This is a genomic window from Variovorax sp. LjRoot84 (assembly GCF_964254305.1).
Lineage (GTDB): Bacteria > Pseudomonadota > Gammaproteobacteria > Burkholderiales > Burkholderiaceae_C > Variovorax.
In genome coordinates this window covers 148,378-163,355 of record NZ_CAXUTE020000003.1, presented here as the reverse complement: position 1 = coordinate 163,355, position 14,978 = coordinate 148,378, and the positions used below count along the sequence as shown (strand labels likewise).

The window sequence follows — 14,978 nt, the reverse complement described above, 5'->3', positions numbered from 1 at the left end:
GTGACTCAGGTGGACGCGACAGCCGGATTGGCGTGGATCACCAGCATTGCGCCCAGCCGCAGGTGGCGCTCCAGGCTGCGCCCCGCGCGAGCCTCTCGGCCGGCAATCGCAGTGCGGCCCTCGACTCTGGTCAACAGGCGCGCCAGCAAGCGGCGGTACAGCTCGTCTCCGAGCACTTTGACTTCGGCGCCAACATTGGATTGGGTTGTCGTTGATCTCGATCACGAACTCGCCGGCCACTGTCTGCTTCAGACCGATGCCGTAGAAGTCGTCGCCGATCAACCGTGCCGCGCTGACTACTGCCCGCTGCCACCCAGCGCAGCGCACGGGCCATGTCGTCCACCGCCGCTGGAAAGGGATGTTCGGGCGCCAGCCGGTAGTCCACCGCCGTGCTGCTCTTTCACGCGCCACAAACTCCGTGGCGAGCCGGTCCAACACCTCGTCCCAGGACACCCGGACGAATTGCGCGCGCCCGCGCTTGGCCTCGGTTCCCCGGCCGTCCTCGAGCCAGCCGCGCCGCACCATGGGCGCGGCCACGCGTGCGCGGTGGCGCAGCGCCGAGGAGAGGTCTCGATCAGCAGATTCGGGTCCGGGTCACCCGGGTGCGGCCGCACCGTGAGTGTGCCGTCCTTCCAGCCGGCGCGAAAGACGCCCAATGGGCGCTGTGGGGCTGGTAGACGTGCCGCCGTATGACCGCGCTGCTCGTCGATGGGGCCGCGGCGGAGGGCGGCGCGGCCGAGGCCGCCGGAATGGCCAGGGGCGGTACTCACGCTCACCCCAGCGGGCTCGGACGGCCTGCCGAACACGGTAGAACGGCCCATACGTGCAGAGAAGCTCCAGCAATGGCTGAGGAATACCGCACTCGTAGGCATCGTCGTGGGAAATCAGCTCGATCTTTCGGCCGTGGATGCCGCCGGCCTTGTTCACGCGCTGGAAAGCTAATCTTGATGCCGGCGCGGTAGTCGTTGCCGAAGTCCTGCGCAACACCGCTGAAGGCGGCGGATGGGCGTTGATCTCCTCGAACAGGCCTTGTTGAGGTCGTCGTCCGCGCGTGCGAGGGCGATCGCACTGCGACAGAGACACGCACACCGCGCCGGCGCGATACCGCGCTATCTACAAAGCTTAGGCGTCGATTGTGAAGCGGTGGCCGAGACACCATGCGATTCACCCGTCGCGTTCATTTGCATTCATAGCTGTTCGCCGCTGCGACCGAGCCGCTGCCCGAGTAGCTCGGCTTCTGCGGATAGAGGCACAAGGGCATGCCCACGCTGCCATCGGAGGAGGCCAAGTTGATCCGCGTCGGCGCCACACCGTTCTCCACCCAGTTTCGAAGAGCGGTGAACAACTCGTCGCGCCCGCCCGCGGGCTGCGGCAGCGGTACCCGCCGGGCCGCGAGGTTGGCGCCGGTCGCAGGATCGACGGACGCACTGCTCGCGAAAGTGCTGTCGTGCGCCAGGCCGGGAATGAGGAAGAGACGATTGAACTTCTGCACCTCGGCGTTGCCGCCCATCGCGGCGGAGACGCGGGTGAAGTAGTTGATCGAACCCTGCGGCATGATCTTGTCGTCGGCCAGGCCGTGATAGGACAGGATCTTCGTGCCGGCCGCACGCGCCCCGCTCAGGTCCGGATCGTCGGTGTTGATAGAGCTGAACTGCGGCTGCAAGACGATGCCCTGCGCATAAGCATTCGCGAGGCCTGCATAGTCCAGCGCCTTCCACTTGCTCGTGCCGTTGCCACTCGCGTTGGTGAAGCTGGGTCCGGCATAGCTCGGATCCTGGAGCTCCAGCGCCACCTGATCGGTCGCGATCGGGAACGGGTTGCTGCCGGCGAGCGACACGGCCAGGTTGGTGCCGCGCGTCAGGCCCCACCACAGGTGATCCGCGCTGCCGAGGGCCGTGCCGCTGCCGTTGTCGCCGGCCGGGTCCGGCGTACTGCCGCTCGCCGTCTGGCCGTACCAGATCTGGTTGATCACGCGGGCTTCCGCCAGACTCACGCAGGACGCGCTGGTGCTCGCGCCGGTCACGCCGTTGCCGGCGACGCCCGCGCACAACGCATCGGCATCCTTGGTCGGGTCGTAGCGGCACTGCAGCGGGTCGAGCAGGAAGCCCAGGCCAAGGGTGTCGCAGGCCTTGACGGCCGCGCCGCTCGCGAAGTTCAGCTTCGCCGCGGCCATCGGCGCGCCGAGCTCGCGCTGCATCGCCACCTGCGGGTACAGCTCTGCGGTGATGAACTTGCTCCAGTTGAAAGCCGGCGCGCCGGCCAGGATGCCGTTGAAGTCCGCCGGGTACTTCTGCGCGATCTTGTAGCCCTGGCGTCCGCCGGTGGAGAACCCGTCCCAGTAGGCATAGGCCTGCGCCTCGCCGTAGTAGGCCTTCACCAGCGCCTTGGTCTTGACCGCCACCTCGTGCATGCTGCGCTCGGCGAAGTCCTGCCACAGCACGGTGTTGATGGTGCCGTCGGGGTTCATGGCGAAGGAGCCGTTGTTCAGCAGTGCGTGGCCATGGTCGGAGGCGCTGATCGCGTAGCCGGCGTTGAGCGCCGGGATGAACTGGGCGCGCGAGCCGATCTGCGTGGTGTCGGCATGGACGCCGCCGGCCCAGCCGCCGCTGCCGAAGGCGCGGACGATCCTGTTCCAGGCGCTCGGCTTGGGCAGCCAGACCTCGATGCCGATGCCGGTGGAGGTCGAGGGTGCGCCGGCGGGACCGGGGTTGCCGGGGCCCACCAGCAGCTTGACCAGGCAGGTGTCGATGCCGGCCACGGGCGGTGCGGGCGTGGCGGGCGTGTTGGCGAGCTTCAGGGCGTCGCCCGCCTTGAAGGCCTGGACCAGCGTGACGGTGGTGTTCGCGTCCGGCTTGAAGGCGGTCTTCATGCTGTCGTCGCAGCTCAGCGTCGCGGCTTGCTGCGGCGGCGCAGGGGGCGTGAAGCGGATGCCGCCGCCACCTCCGCCGCAGCCGGCGAGTGCGGCGAGCAGGCCGAGTGCGGCCCACGGCGCGGGGCGCTTCTTCGTGTGCGAGTCGTTCTTCCTCATGTTGTCTCCTGTGTTGTTTGTGGGTCTATCGATTCACTGGCATGGCAGGTCGGCGAGCAGCCAGCGCAGCTCGGGCTCAAGCCGGCGCCATTCGATGCCGGACGCCATGTGGCCATACGGGCTGTCCAGCTCGAGATAGCGGTGCCCGCCGCGCGTGCGCTGCAGAAGCGCGCGCACCTGCGGATTCGGCGGGAAGATCGCGTCCGTGGTGCAGACGACGAACAGCAGCCGGGCGCGGATCTCCGCCATGCGCGCGCGCACGTCGAATCGCTCGGCGGCGCCGGCCAGCACCACCATGCTGTGCGGATCGAAACGCGAAGCCCATTCGCGAGCCGGCCGCTCGAGCGCGGCCTGGCGCTCCTGCGGATCGGGCATGCGGTCCTCGTAGAGCCGTTCCAGGCCATAGGAGCGCAGCGTCTGCAGGCGCATCTGCAGCAGGTCCTGGTACATGCCGCCGTGTTCGTAGTAGCGGCCGCCGTGCCACTGCGGGCTTTCGGCGAGCCGGGCGCGCACGGAAGCGGCGCTCAGTCCCGGCGGATGCGTCAGGCCCGAGATCAGCACGCCGATGGCGTCGACCATGTCGGGCTGGTCGAGCGCCCACTGCAGCGCCTGCCAGCCGCCATAGGAGGGGCCTACCACCGCCCTCAGGTGCCTGATACCGAGTTGCGCGAGCAGGCGATGCTGGACGCCGACGATGTCGCCCAGCGTGATCGCGGGGAAATCGCCACCCCATGGGCGGCCGGTCGCCGGGTCGATGCTGGCCGGACCGGTGGTGCCGAAGGCGGAGCCCAGCATGTTCGAGCAGACAATGAAGAAGCGCTCGGTATCCAGCGGGCGTCCCGGACCGAGCAGCGGCGCCCAGGACCCTTCCGCGGTCAGATGGCCCGGAGACAGCATGGAGGGACCGCTGGTGTAGCCATGCGTCACCAGCACGGCGTTGCGGCCATCGGGTGCCAGTGTGCCGTGCGTGACGTAGCCGACGTCCACGGCGGGCAGCACCCGGCCTGACTCCAGTTCGAAGGAGCCGATTGATAGCGTGTGGTTCATGTCAGTCGGGTCGGATGCCTGCGGTCTTGATGACGACGGCCCACTTGTCGGTCTCGCTGCGCACGAAGGCGGCGTACTGGGCGGGCGTGGACCCGACCACCTGTGCGCCGATCGCCTCCTGCTTCGTTCGGAAGGGACCTTGCAAAACCTTCAGCGCCGCAGCGTGTAGGCGCTGCACCACCGCGTCGGGCGTGCCGCGCGGCGCGGAGAGGCCGGCCCATGCGGTCGCCTCGAAGCCGGGGAAGCCGGACTCGGCCACCGTCGGCACTTCGGCCAGCTGCGCGTTGCGCGCGCTGCTGCTGATCGCCAGCGCGACCAGCCGGCCGCTGCGCACATAGGGCATCACGGCGTCCTGGTTCAGGAACATCAGGTCGACCTGACCGCCCAGTAGGTCATTGAGTGCCAGCGCGCCGCCGCGGTAGGGAATATGGACCAGGGAAACGCCTGCGCGCTGTTTCAGCATCTCCATGGCGAGGTGGCCGGACGAGCCGTTGCCCGCACTCGCGTAGCTCAGCTTTGCCGGCTGCGCCTTGGCGAGCAACAGCAGCTCCCTGAGAGACCCGGCGACACCGGGTCGCGCCACCAGGACATTGGCGCCGGAGACCACTTGGGTGATGTGCAAGAAGTCGCGGTTGATGTCCAGGGCCTGCCGGGGCAACAAGGTCTGGTTCGTCGCGTTGCCAATCCAGGACAGCAAAAGGGTGTGGCCGTCCGGCGCCGCGCGCGCCACGGCATCGGCGGCGATGGCGCCGCCCGCGCCCGGCTTGTTGTCGACGATGACGGCTTGGCCGAGCATTTTCGCCATGTCCTCCGCCAGCATGCGCGCGACCGCGTCCGAGGGACCGCCCGCCGGTGCAGCGACCACGAGCTGGATGGGCCGCGTGGGAAAATCTGCGGCTTGCGCGTGCGCGTGCATCGATAGGCCGACGCAGGCCATCAGGACCGCGCCGGCGACGAGGATGTCGCGGCGCCGTATGCCGCAAGAGATCGTGCAGCTCACTCTGTCTCCTTTGTTCTGTGGATGCATCTTGCAGAGTCAGCGCCGCGGCGCCCAATTAAAAGGGGGCCGCAGGTATTAGACTGGGCGATACCTTGGAACAGTCCGCCTCCGTCCTCGTCAACCGGCTGCTCGCACGCGGGAAGTTCCGCCATGTGCAGGTGCTGCTGACGCTCTCGGAGCTCGGCAGCGTGCAGCGCACGGCCGATGCGATCGGCACCACGCAGTCCTCGGTGACGCAAATGCTGGGCTACCTCGAGCAGCTGCTGGACATCCGGCTCTTCGACCGACATGCCCGCGGGGTCCGGCCGACGCCGGCCTGCGCCGATCTGCTGCCGGTGGCGCGCCAGGTGATGCTGGGCGTGACGGAGAGCGCTGAGATCGTCACCGCCCGGCGCAGCGCCGGCCGTGGCAGCGTTCGGCTCATCGCCTCCGCGGCGGCCGTCAACGGATTGCTGGTGGAAGCGATCCCGCAGTTCAACGCGCGCTGGCCGGACATCCGGGTGCATCTGCGCGAGGCCGAGAACGATGACCAGCTCCTGGCAGTCGCCAGAGGTGAAGTCGATCTTGTCGCTTGCCGCCAGCGCATGGTCAACCCCCAAGGGTGGCAGTTCCTTCCTCTGCTGCAGGATCGCTTTGCCGTGGTGGGCTCGGTGAATCATCGCCTAGCCCATGCCAAGCGCGTGAGCTGGAAGAGCCTCGGCGGGGAGACTTGGCTGTTGGCGCCGGCGGGATCTGCGGCACGGGCGCAATTCGACGCACTCGCGGAGCGCTTCCCCGGCACGCCGAAGACCCATCCGTTGGTCACGCGTTCGGACAGCATGATGACGTGGCTCTTGCGGCAAGGCGATCTGCTCGCGTTGCTGCCGCTGAGTTTTGTGCGGCCTCATTTGCTTGCACGCGAACTCGCCGAGATCCGGGTCAGCAGTGACATCCCGATGGAACCCCTCGGCCTGCTGAAGCCATCGGTCGGCGCGAGCGAGAGCAGCGCAAGCCTGTTCGAATTCCTGGCCCGATTGTTCGAAGTCACTCCGGAGATGCGCGAGCGGGTTAGTGTCAGTGGCAAACATCCGCGTAAACCGAAGTCTTCTCAACACTAAGTCTTTTCTGAGATCGGCACGGAGTGGGCCGCGTGCAGATCGGCATGCGCAGGTTTTCTTCGGCAATGGAGAGGCGTGCTATGCAGATAACTCTTCATTTCATCATTGGCACGGCGGGCGGACCGCGACAGCCCTACGCGCATCAAACCTCTTCGAGCATCCGGCTGACACCCTGTTGCCCAGTGCGCTCTCGGCCCTGAAGTACCCCGATGGTCGCCACGCTCTGGTGCCCGGTGATCGCCATCGTCTCGGGCAGCGACATGTTCTGCCGACCTGCCTCCGTCACGAAGCGGCCCCGCAGCGAATGCGTGCTAAAACCCCGCGTCCAGTCCCGCCATCGCACGCCCAACCTGATCGGCGAGGACCCGAACGACATTTCTCGCCTCTTCACCAAGCTGTTGTGGGCCGGCGCGAGCATGGGCCGCAGCGGCCTCACGACGCAGGCGGTTGCGCCGTTCGATATCGCGTTGTGGGACATGAAAGCCAAGCGCGCGAAGCTGCCGCTGGCCAAGCTGCTCGGCGCCGAGCGCGACTCGGTGCAGTGCTACAACACCTCGGGCGGCTACCTGCACACGCCTTTGGACCAGGTGCTCAAGAACGTCGCGATCTCGCGCGAGAGCGGCATTGGAGGCATCAAGCTCAAGGTGGGCCAGCCCGATCTCGCCATCGACATCCAGCGCGTGGACGAAGTGCGCAAGCTGCTGGGCGATTCGTTCCCGCTGATGGTCGATGCCAACCAGCAATGGGACCGCCAGAAGGCCACGCGCGCCTGCCGTGCGTTCGAGGACTTCGACCTCACCTGGATCGAGGAGCCGCTCGATGCCTACGACTTCGAAGGCCATGCCCAGCTGGCCCAGCGCTTCGATACCGCCATCGCCACCGGCGAAATGCTCACCAGCTTCGGCGAGCATGCGCAGCTCATCATGGCCGAGGGCAGCGACTACATCCAGCCCGACGCACCGCGCGTCGGCGGCATCACGCCCTTCCTGCAGATCATGAACCTGGCGGCCTTCAAGGGCCGCAAGCTGGCGCCGCACTTCGCGATGGAGATCCACCTGCACCTGGCCGCGGCCTACCCGATCGAGCCCTGGCTCGAGCACTTCGAATGGCTGGGTCCGATGTTCAACGAGCAGATGCACCTGAAGGACGGCCGCATGCACGTGTCGGACCGTCCGGGCCTGGGCTTCAGCCTGAGCGAGCAGGCACTGAAGTGGACGACCGAGACGCAGGAGTTCGGCAAGCGGCCCTGAGCACGGCGGCTCTGTCCCGTCCTGTGGGACGAATCGCCGCATCGGCGCTCGGAGCGTCCTGCGAAGACGCTCGCTTGCTTTCAATAATCGGCCCACCGGCTGGTGAGTTCCGCAAGCCAATCATCGATTCCAACAAAGGAGACAACATGCACGTCCAGCGTACTTTCCTGCGCCTGCGGGCAGCGGCGGCGATTGCCGCGGCCGCGCTTGCACTTTCCGTCCAGGCCCGTGACTTCCGTGTGGCGGAGACCCAGGTGCCCGATTACCCAACCGTCGAGGGCGTCAAGCAGATGGGCAAGCTGCTCGAGGAGCGCAGCAAGGGCCGCCTGAAGCTCAAGGTCTATGCCAACAGCGCGCTGGGCACCGAGCGCGACACCATCGAACAGCTGAAGATCGGCGGCCTGGACATGGCGCGCCTGAGCCTGGCGCCGCTTAACAACATGGTGCCGGAGAGCATCGCGCCTTCGCTGCCCTTCGTGTTCCGCGACGAGGCCCACATGCATGCGGTGCTCGACGGCCCCATCGGCGACGAGATCCTCAAGGCCATGGAGAAGCAGGGCCTCGTGGGCCTCGCGTGGTACGACGACGGCGCGCGCTCGGTTTACTCGAAGAAGCCCATCCGCTCGCTGGCGGACATGAAGGGGCTGAAGCTGCGCGTGCAGCAATCCGACATGTTCGTCGCCATGACCGAGGCGTTGGGCGCAAGCGCCACGCCGCTGCCGTACGGCGAGGTGTACACGGCGCTGTCCACCGGGATCATCGATGCCGCCGAGAACAGCGTCCTCTCCTACCAGACCTCGCGCCACTTCGAGAACGCCAAGTACTACAACCTGACGGAGCACACGCTGCTGCCCTGCGTGGTCGTGTTCTCCAAGGCCGTCTGGGACCGCCTGCCGCAGGCCGACCGCGATCTCGTCCGCCAGGCAGCCAAGGACTCGGTGCCCTACATGCGCGGGCTGCTGGACGAACGCGTGAAGAAAGCGCGCGAAGCCGTCGTCGCCCGCGGCTCGCAGATCGTGCCGATCACGGACCGCGCCGCCTTCATCAAGGCCGTGCGTCCCGTCTACGACAAGTACGCCGCCGCGCCGGAGCTCAAGAGCCTGGTCAAGCGGATTGAGGACACCCGGTAGGCGCGCGGGCGCACCCCCGTCAGCGGAGCCATTCCATGTCCGTCGATCTTGCAGTTCGCGTGCAGCCTGCGCGCAGTCCGCTCACCTCCTTCAACGCCACGCTGGCGCGCTACGGCATGTACCTCGCGGTCGCCGGCCTGCTGCTGATCGTGGTCACCGTGGCATGGCAGGTGTTCGGCCGCTACGTCCTGAACAACCCGCCGGCCTGGGCGGAAAGCCTGGCCCTGCTGCTGGTGCTCTATGTCACCCTGATCGCCGCAGCCGTGGGCGTGCGCGATGCGGGCCACATCGGCATGGAGTCCCTGCTGGTGCTCGCGCCTGACCGGGTGCGCGAAGGGGTCGAGCTCGTGATCCATGTGCTGGTCGCGCTGTTCGGCACCGCCATGGTCTACAACGGCTGTCTGCTTGGCGTCTCGGTCATGAACTACAGGATCTCGGGGCTGGGCGTGTCCGAAGGGCTGCGCTACGTGCCGCTGGTCGTCTCGGGCGCGTTGATCGTGCTCTTTTCCATCGAGCACGTCATCGCCGCGCTGCGCGGGCAGGAAGTGGAGCCCGCATGGCACTGACCATCCTCGCCGTCGCCTTCTTCGGCTTTCTCGCCATGGGCGTGCCGGTGGCCTTCGCCATCGCGCTGTCGGCGGTCTGCACCATCCTCTACGAGGGGTTGCCGCTGGCCGTCCTGTTCCAGCAAATGATGTCGGGCATGAACGTGTTCTCGTTCCTCGCCATCCCGTTCTTCGTGTTCAACGGCGAGCTGATGCTGCATGGCGGCATCGCCGACAAGATCGTGGCCGCGGCCAAGAACCTGGTCGGTCACATCCGCGGCGGGCTGGGCCTGTCGAACGTGGTGTCATGCACGCTGTTCGGCGGTGTTGCGGGCTCTCCGGTGGCCGACGTGTCGGCCATGGGCTCGGTCATGATCCCGATGATGAAGCGCGAGGGCTACCACGCCGACTACGCGGTCAACGTGACCACCCACGCAGCGCTGGTTGGCGCGCTCATGCCCACGAGCCACAACATGATCATCTTCGCGCTGGCCGCCGGCGGCGCCGCGTCGATCGGATCGCTGATCCTGGCCGGCATCGTGCCTGCGCTGCTGCTCACGCTGTGCAATCTCGCGGCGGCGTATTTCGTGGCCGTCAAGCGCGGCTACCCGGCGATGAAGCGCGCGGCAGTGGACGTGATGCTGCGCTCGCTCGCCGCGGCCGCGCCGGGTCTGCTGGTGGTGCTCATCATCCTGGCGGGCATCATCAGCGGCGTCTTCACGGCCACCGAGTCGGCCTCGATCGCAGTGATCTACTCGATCGTCCTGACTTTCTTCCTCTATCGCACCATGACCTGGAACGCCTTCATGAAGGCGGCAGCCAAGGCCTCGAAAACCACCGGCGTCATCCTGCTGCTGATCGGCGCCTCGACGATGTTCCAGTACCTCATGGGCCTGTACTCGGTGCCGGACCTCGCGGGCGAGTTCATGGAAGGCATCTCCGACAAGCCGTGGGTGATCTTCCTGACCATCAACGTGATCCTGTTCCTGCTCGGCACCTTCATGGACATGGGCAGCACCATCCTGATCTGCACGCCGATCTTCCTGCCCATCGCGCAGAAGTTCGGCATGGACCCGACGCAGTTCGGCATGGTCATGCTCATCAACTGCGCGCTTGGCCTGAACACGCCACCGGTAGGCACCACGCAGTTCGTCGGCTGCGCAATAGGTGGCGTCACCGTGGGCGAGGTGATGAAATCGATCTGGCCCTTCTATGGCGCGCTGCTGGTGTGCCTGATGCTCGTCACCTACGTGCCTGCGTTCTCGCTCACGCTGCCGCACATGTTCATGGGAAACTGAAATGACCATCCTCATCACCGGTGCCGCCGGCATTGTCGGCACAGGGCTGCGACGCGAGCTCGCGCCCGACCGCCTGAAGCTGCGTCTGCTGGACCGCCAGCCCATCTCCGGCCTCTGCGACAACGAGGAATCCGTGGTCGGCGACATCGCCGACCGGGCCGCGCTGCGCCGCGCCATGCAGGGCGTGCGTGCCGTGGTGCACCTGGCCGGCTGTACCACCGACGCCGACATCGAGGCCCAGATCGACGGCAACGTGCGCGGCGCCTTCAATGTCTTCGACGCCGCGCGGGAGGCCGGCGTCGAGCGCGTGGTGTTCGCGAGTTCGCACCACGTGGTGGGCTACTACCCGCGCACCCGCCGCATCGGAACCGGCGTGCTGCTTCGGCCCGACAGCCGCTACGGCCTCACCAAGGCCTTCGGCGAGCAGGCCGGCGCGATGTACGCCGACAAGCATGGCTTGCGTGTGCTTTGCATTCGCATCGGCTATGCGGACGACAAGCCTGCGGATCGCCGGCGCCTGTCGATCTGGGTGAGCTGGCGCGACCTGGCGCAGCTGGTGCGCATCGGTCTTTCGCATCCGCAGCTGCGCTATGCGGTGGTGTACGGGGTGTCCAACAACACGCGCGGCTTCTTCGACAACGAAGCCGCGTTCCGGCTCGGCTATCGGCCGATGGACGATGCGGAGGTCCACGCCGCCGAGGTGCTGGCCACTGTGCCGGCCGAAGACCCGGCCCTCGTCGGCACCCACGCCATGGGCGGCTGGGCCGCCAACAATGAATACGTCGGCGCCGTCGAACGCATCCATGAATGGTAGAACCATGAAGATCACCGCCATCGACCCCATCACGCTTTCCATCCCCTTCGAGGACGGCGGCGCCGGCGTCGGCATCACACCGCAGCGCTGGCACACGCTCGACATGGTGTTGGTGCGCATCACCACAGACACCGGCCTGGTTGGATGGGGCGAGGCCTTCGGCTACTTCTGCAGTCGCGCGGTGGCCGCGCACATCCGCGACCTGGTGGCGCCGCCGCTCGTCGGGCGCACCGTCGACGACCCGGTGGCGCTGAACCTCGAGCTGCAACGCCGCCTTGCGCTCTTCGGTCGCTACGGCCTGACCATCTTCGCGCTGTCGGGCATCGACATCGCGCTGTGGGACCTCAAGGCCAAGGCGGAGGGCGTCGATCTCGCGACCCTGATCGCGGGCGAGCGCAAGCGCGAGCACGTGGACGCCTATGCAAGCCTGGTGCGCTACGGCTCGACCGAGCTCGTGGCGCGCTACTGCGAGAAGGCCGCGCGGGAAGGCTATCGCTCGATCAAGCTGCACGAGGTGACGATGCCGGAGATCCGCGCCGGCCGCGGCGCCATCGATCGCGCGATCAGCTTCACGGTGGACGTCAACTGCAGCTGGACCGAGGACCATGCAGCCAGCGTGATTCCCGAGCTCGTGGCGCTCGACACGCTCTGGCTCGAGGAGCCGGTCTTTCCGCCCGAGGACTGGGACGCGCTGCGGCGCCTGGGCGCGCTGGGGCTGGCCATCGCCGCGGGCGAGAACGCCTGCACCGCCCAGGAGTTCGGGCATCTGGCGCAGGCCGTGCGCTATCCGCAGCCCAGCATCACCAAGGTCGGCGGCGTCAGCGAGTTCCTGCGCGTGGCCGCCATCGCCCGCGCCAATGGACAGACGCTGATGCCGCATTCGCCGTACTTCGGGCCGGGCCACTGCGCCACACTGCAGATGGCTGCGGCGCTCGACGAGTTCGGCATGTTCGAGCACCTCTACGTCGAGCCGCAGGCCTGGGTCGGCGGCGAGCCGCAACGGCCCGAGCGCGGCCGCATGGCCATCGCACAACGCCCCGGCATCGGTTTCGAGCCCGATCCAGCGGTACTGCAGCGCTACGCGACGTCCTGATCGCAACCGATCTCCACGCTGCCCTGCAGCGTTTCGCACGGAGCGAGGATGCGTGTGCCTGTGCCGGGCACGCCGCGTGCGTGCAGGTTGAAGCCGTCGGCCACGTGGCTGACCGGCTCGATGCAGACGTAGGGCGCGTCGGCCGGCCGGTGGACCACCAGATGCGTCAGCGCGCCATCGGCGCTCAGACGCAGCGTCGTCCCGTCGCCGCCCCCCAGCGTGAGGGCGCCCGTCCAATCGCCATGAAACAAGGTGACCTCACCGGCCTCGAACCGGGCCGCTGGCACCGCGATGCGGCGCGGCCCCGCCGGCGCGCCGGGTTGCGCCTGTGCAAGGTAATCCGCGTCGAAGGGCCAGGGCGCCCCGGCATCGAACTGCAGCGAGGTGCCGTGCGCGTGCGGAAGGTATGGGTGCAGTCCGATCCCGGCCGGCATGGTGCGTGTGTCGAGATTGCGCAGCGACATGCCGATGCGCAAGCGCCGTGCGCTCAACGCGAACTCGAGCAACGCTTCGAAATGCCACGGCCAATGCACGTCCGGTCGATGGCGGTAGCGCAGGACGGCGTGGTCCTGGCTGATCCGCTCCGGCATCCAGCTGCGCTGCTGCGCGATGCCATGCAACGTGTGCGGCTCGCCGCCCGGGTGCGCGGCGAGGTGCACGAGCTGTCCTTCGTGCTGCAGGCGCGAATGGCCGATGCGCCCGCTGTAGGGAATGAGCGGATACAAGCCGCCCTTGGGCCACGGCAGTCGCGGCGCTGACGATTCCGGGCAGGGGTGCAGCACCGCTCGCACCGATCCGTCAGCCTCCTCGAGCCAGGCATGCGTGATGCGGCCACCGAACTGCGGTGCGATGCGCACCCACGCATTCCCGGCACTCAGCTCGATCGGCAACGTCGGCGACCAGACGCCGCTCATGCCGTGTAGTCCACCGCCGCCCACTCGAAATATGGCTTGAGATCGGTGACCAGCGCCTGGTGCTGCGGATGGGACAGATAGGCGTCGAGCGCCCCCGCGTCGTCCACCTCGGCTTCGAGCACGTAGTCCCACGTGACGGGCGGGCGCTCCAGCTCGTTGGGGGCAAACTTCCAACCGGCGATCGCAGGGATGCGTGCGCCCAGCGCGGCCATGCGGTCGGCGAGCGCCTGCTCCAGCGCTTCGTCCTTGGCCAGCTCCGGCTTGCGCCGGAACAGCACGATGTGTCTCAGCATGGCATGCCCTTTCGTTCGAGCAACCAGGCGGGCGCGTCCTGCAATGCCACAGGCCGCAGAAAGCGGTCGAGCGCGGCGTAGCCGACCGACGTGCTGAAGGGTTGCGTCGATGCGGGAAACGGGCCGCCGTGGTGCTGGGCGGCGGTCACGGCCACGCCGGTCGGAACGCCCGCGAAGAGCACGCGGCCTGCGACTTGCGTCGCGGCGCGCACCAGGCGCCGCGTTTCGTCGTTCTCGACCTCGGCGCCCCACAGCGTGACCGTGAGCGAGCCGCCGATGGCCTCGAGCACTTCGACGGCTTCGTCGATCGACGCCACGCGCACGACCAACGCGGCCGCACCGAACACTTCGTCGTGCAGGGCAGGGGCGGCGATGAAGTCGGCGGCCAACACCTCGGCGAGGAACGGCCGCGGCGCACCTGCAGCGTCGGCCGCATCGTCCACCAGAGGCCTGAGCTGCGGCGAGGTACGCCATTTCGCCACGCCGCGATCGAAGGTCGCGCGAATGCCGGTCGACAGCATGGGGTGCGGATGCGAGGCCTTCAGGGCTTTGGCAAGCGCGTCGACGAAGCCGTCGCCGGCCGCGTCCTTCTGCACCACGATCACGCCGGGGCTGGTGCAGAACTGGCCGGCACCGAGGCAGATCGACGCGGCCAGCGTGCTGGCCAGTTCGCCGCCGTTCTTCGCGAGGGCCGCGGGCAGCACGACCAGCGGATTGACCGAACCGAGTTCGCCGTAGAACGGAATGGGGCGGGGGCGTTCTCCCGCGATCTTCGCAAGCGCGGTGCCGCCCTTGAACGACCCTGTGAACGCCACCGCGGCGATGGCCGGCGCCTTCACCAACGCCACGCCAACTTCGACCGAGCCGCCTTCGACGAACTGGAACACGCCAGAGTCCAAGCCTTGCGCGGCAACGACTTTCTGCGCCAGCGCAGCGGTGCGCCGCGACAAGCCCGGATGCGCGGGATGGCCCTTGACCACTATGGGACAGCCCGCGGCCAGCGCCGACGCGGTGTCGCCACCAAGCACCGAGAACGCGAAGGGAAAGTTGCTGGCCGAGAACATCGCGACCGGGCCGATTGGCACGCGAACGCGCATCAGATGGGGCCGGCCCGCGGGCGGCGGGGCTGCCACGGCCGCGTCGTTGGTGAAGGCATGTGCATCGCCACGTTCGATCACGTCGGCAAAGCCGCGCAGTTGGAAGGTGGTGCGGTCGAGTTCGCCGTTCAGGCGAGGCAGGCCGAGGCCGCTTTCGCGATCGGCCAGCACGACGAGCTCCTCGCGATCGGCTTCGAGCGCCGACGCGAGTGCGCGCAGCAGCTCGGCGCGATGTTCGGCAGGCGTGGCCGCGAACGCATCGGCCGTGGCGGCGCTCGCCTGCACCGCGGCGTCGATCTCGGCGCGCGTGGATTCGGCCCAGTGCTCGCCAATGGCGGCGCCGGTGCGCGCTTCGATAGATTGCAGCATGGT

The 14,978-nt window shown here is 67.8% G+C and carries 16 protein-coding genes; 7 read left to right on the top strand and 9 right to left on the bottom strand.

Translation table 11 applies throughout. The annotated features are described in order from the left end of the window. Window positions 1-5: 5 nt before the first annotated feature. The 6 genes from ACSQ9I_RS39090 to ACSQ9I_RS39065 all read right to left on the bottom strand — a co-directional run bounded on the left by ACSQ9I_RS39090 (window position 6) and on the right by ACSQ9I_RS39065 (window position 5,075). On the bottom strand, window positions 6-134 hold the full coding sequence (locus ACSQ9I_RS39090) for a hypothetical protein (RefSeq protein WP_436317563.1): 129 nt from the start codon (window positions 132-134) through the stop codon (window positions 6-8). After that, window positions 131-334 carry a hypothetical protein gene (locus tag ACSQ9I_RS39085; protein WP_436291326.1) on the bottom strand — a complete coding sequence of 68 codons (204 nt, stop codon included), beginning with the start codon at window positions 332-334 and terminating at the stop codon, window positions 131-133. The genes ACSQ9I_RS39090 and ACSQ9I_RS39085 overlap by 4 nt, the downstream gene beginning before the upstream one ends. Next, window positions 297-821 carry a hypothetical protein gene (locus ACSQ9I_RS39080; RefSeq protein WP_436317274.1) on the bottom strand — a complete coding sequence of 175 codons (525 nt, stop codon included), beginning with the start codon at window positions 819-821 and terminating at the stop codon, window positions 297-299. The genes ACSQ9I_RS39085 and ACSQ9I_RS39080 overlap by 38 nt, the downstream gene beginning before the upstream one ends. Before the next feature lie 356 nt (window positions 822-1,177). Next, window positions 1,178-3,028 (bottom strand): tannase/feruloyl esterase family alpha/beta hydrolase, encoded by a 1,851-nt coding sequence (locus ACSQ9I_RS39075; protein ID WP_436317273.1) that lies wholly within the window; start codon window positions 3,026-3,028, stop codon window positions 1,178-1,180. A 33-nt stretch (window positions 3,029-3,061) separates the two neighbouring features. Then, the gene (locus tag ACSQ9I_RS39070; RefSeq protein WP_436317272.1) at window positions 3,062-4,075 is read right to left on the bottom strand and encodes an alpha/beta fold hydrolase; all 1,014 of its coding nucleotides are present in this window, start codon (window positions 4,073-4,075) and stop codon (window positions 3,062-3,064) included. Window position 4,076: 1 nt separating this feature from the next. Beyond that, window positions 4,077-5,075 (bottom strand): Bug family tripartite tricarboxylate transporter substrate binding protein, encoded by a 999-nt coding sequence (locus ACSQ9I_RS39065; RefSeq protein ID WP_436317271.1) that lies wholly within the window; start codon window positions 5,073-5,075, stop codon window positions 4,077-4,079. 152 nt (window positions 5,076-5,227) lie between these two features. Between ACSQ9I_RS39065 and ACSQ9I_RS39060 the strand changes: the two genes are divergently transcribed. The 7 genes from ACSQ9I_RS39060 to ACSQ9I_RS39030 all read left to right on the top strand — a co-directional run bounded on the left by ACSQ9I_RS39060 (window position 5,228) and on the right by ACSQ9I_RS39030 (window position 12,302). Next, window positions 5,228-6,172: a LysR family transcriptional regulator gene (locus ACSQ9I_RS39060; RefSeq protein WP_436317270.1), complete on the top strand. Its 945-nt coding sequence runs from the start codon at window positions 5,228-5,230 to the stop codon at window positions 6,170-6,172. Between the two features lie 209 nt (window positions 6,173-6,381). Beyond that, window positions 6,382-7,422, top strand: coding sequence for an L-talarate/galactarate dehydratase (locus ACSQ9I_RS39055; RefSeq protein WP_436317269.1), 1,041 nt, complete (start codon window positions 6,382-6,384; stop codon window positions 7,420-7,422). A 146-nt stretch (window positions 7,423-7,568) separates the two neighbouring features. Further along, on the top strand, window positions 7,569-8,552 hold the full coding sequence (locus ACSQ9I_RS39050) for a TRAP transporter substrate-binding protein (RefSeq protein WP_436291333.1): 984 nt from the start codon (window positions 7,569-7,571) through the stop codon (window positions 8,550-8,552). A 35-nt stretch (window positions 8,553-8,587) separates the two neighbouring features. Next, on the top strand, window positions 8,588-9,118 hold the full coding sequence (locus tag ACSQ9I_RS39045; RefSeq protein ID WP_436317268.1) for a TRAP transporter small permease: 531 nt from the start codon (window positions 8,588-8,590) through the stop codon (window positions 9,116-9,118). Further along, entirely contained in the window at window positions 9,109-10,395 is a 1,287-nt protein-coding gene (locus ACSQ9I_RS39040) for a TRAP transporter large permease (RefSeq protein ID WP_436317267.1), read from the top strand. Before ACSQ9I_RS39045 ends, ACSQ9I_RS39040 begins: the two co-directional genes overlap by 10 nt. Window position 10,396: 1 nt before the next feature. Beyond that, complete coding sequence (locus ACSQ9I_RS39035; protein WP_436317266.1) at window positions 10,397-11,209, top strand: NAD-dependent epimerase/dehydratase family protein; 813 nt, start codon at window positions 10,397-10,399, stop codon at window positions 11,207-11,209. A 4-nt stretch (window positions 11,210-11,213) separates the two neighbouring features. After that, window positions 11,214-12,302: a mandelate racemase/muconate lactonizing enzyme family protein gene (locus ACSQ9I_RS39030; protein WP_436317265.1), complete on the top strand. Its 1,089-nt coding sequence runs from the start codon at window positions 11,214-11,216 to the stop codon at window positions 12,300-12,302. Here the strand turns inward: ACSQ9I_RS39030 and ACSQ9I_RS39025 are convergent. From ACSQ9I_RS39025 to ACSQ9I_RS39015, 3 genes are read right to left on the bottom strand one after another with little or no spacing between them, the layout of a single operon-like run. Next, the gene (locus ACSQ9I_RS39025; RefSeq protein ID WP_436317264.1) at window positions 12,287-13,216 is read right to left on the bottom strand and encodes a hypothetical protein; all 930 of its coding nucleotides are present in this window, start codon (window positions 13,214-13,216) and stop codon (window positions 12,287-12,289) included. The two genes, ACSQ9I_RS39030 and ACSQ9I_RS39025, sit on opposite strands and share 16 nt — an antisense overlap. Continuing rightward, window positions 13,213-13,509 (bottom strand): Dabb family protein, encoded by a 297-nt coding sequence (locus ACSQ9I_RS39020; protein WP_436317263.1) that lies wholly within the window; start codon window positions 13,507-13,509, stop codon window positions 13,213-13,215. The genes ACSQ9I_RS39025 and ACSQ9I_RS39020 overlap by 4 nt, the downstream gene beginning before the upstream one ends. Beyond that, a complete protein-coding gene (locus ACSQ9I_RS39015) occupies window positions 13,503-14,975 on the bottom strand; it encodes an aldehyde dehydrogenase (NADP(+)) (RefSeq protein ID WP_436317262.1) in 1,473 nt (490 codons plus the stop codon). The genes ACSQ9I_RS39020 and ACSQ9I_RS39015 overlap by 7 nt, the downstream gene beginning before the upstream one ends. Between the last annotated feature and the right edge of the window lie 3 nt (window positions 14,976-14,978).

Bases quoted from the DNA above. Each gene is read 5' to 3' on its own strand.
- ACSQ9I_RS39050 (WP_436291333.1), top strand. From the start codon at position 7,569: ATGCACGTCCAGCGTACTTTCCTGCGCCTGCGGGCAGCGGCGGCGATT.
- ACSQ9I_RS39070 (WP_436317272.1), bottom strand. From the start codon at position 4,075: ATGAACCACACGCTATCAATCGGCTCCTTCGAACTGGAGTCAGGCCGG.
- ACSQ9I_RS39075 (WP_436317273.1), bottom strand. From the start codon at position 3,028: ATGAGGAAGAACGACTCGCACACGAAGAAGCGCCCCGCGCCGTGGGCC.
- ACSQ9I_RS39025 (WP_436317264.1), bottom strand. From the start codon at position 13,216: ATGAGCGGCGTCTGGTCGCCGACGTTGCCGATCGAGCTGAGTGCCGGG.
- ACSQ9I_RS39015 (WP_436317262.1), bottom strand. From the start codon at position 14,975: ATGCTGCAATCTATCGAAGCGCGCACCGGCGCCGCCATTGGCGAGCAC.
- ACSQ9I_RS39040 (WP_436317267.1), top strand. From the start codon at position 9,109: ATGGCACTGACCATCCTCGCCGTCGCCTTCTTCGGCTTTCTCGCCATG.
- ACSQ9I_RS39080 (WP_436317274.1), bottom strand. From the start codon at position 821: ATGGGCCGTTCTACCGTGTTCGGCAGGCCGTCCGAGCCCGCTGGGGTG.
- ACSQ9I_RS39020 (WP_436317263.1), bottom strand. From the start codon at position 13,509: ATGCTGAGACACATCGTGCTGTTCCGGCGCAAGCCGGAGCTGGCCAAG.
- ACSQ9I_RS39055 (WP_436317269.1), top strand. From the start codon at position 6,382: ATGGTCGCCACGCTCTGGTGCCCGGTGATCGCCATCGTCTCGGGCAGC.
- ACSQ9I_RS39085 (WP_436291326.1), bottom strand. From the start codon at position 334: ATGGCCCGTGCGCTGCGCTGGGTGGCAGCGGGCAGTAGTCAGCGCGGC.
- ACSQ9I_RS39035 (WP_436317266.1), top strand. From the start codon at position 10,397: ATGACCATCCTCATCACCGGTGCCGCCGGCATTGTCGGCACAGGGCTG.
- ACSQ9I_RS39045 (WP_436317268.1), top strand. From the start codon at position 8,588: ATGTCCGTCGATCTTGCAGTTCGCGTGCAGCCTGCGCGCAGTCCGCTC.
- ACSQ9I_RS39030 (WP_436317265.1), top strand. From the start codon at position 11,214: ATGAAGATCACCGCCATCGACCCCATCACGCTTTCCATCCCCTTCGAG.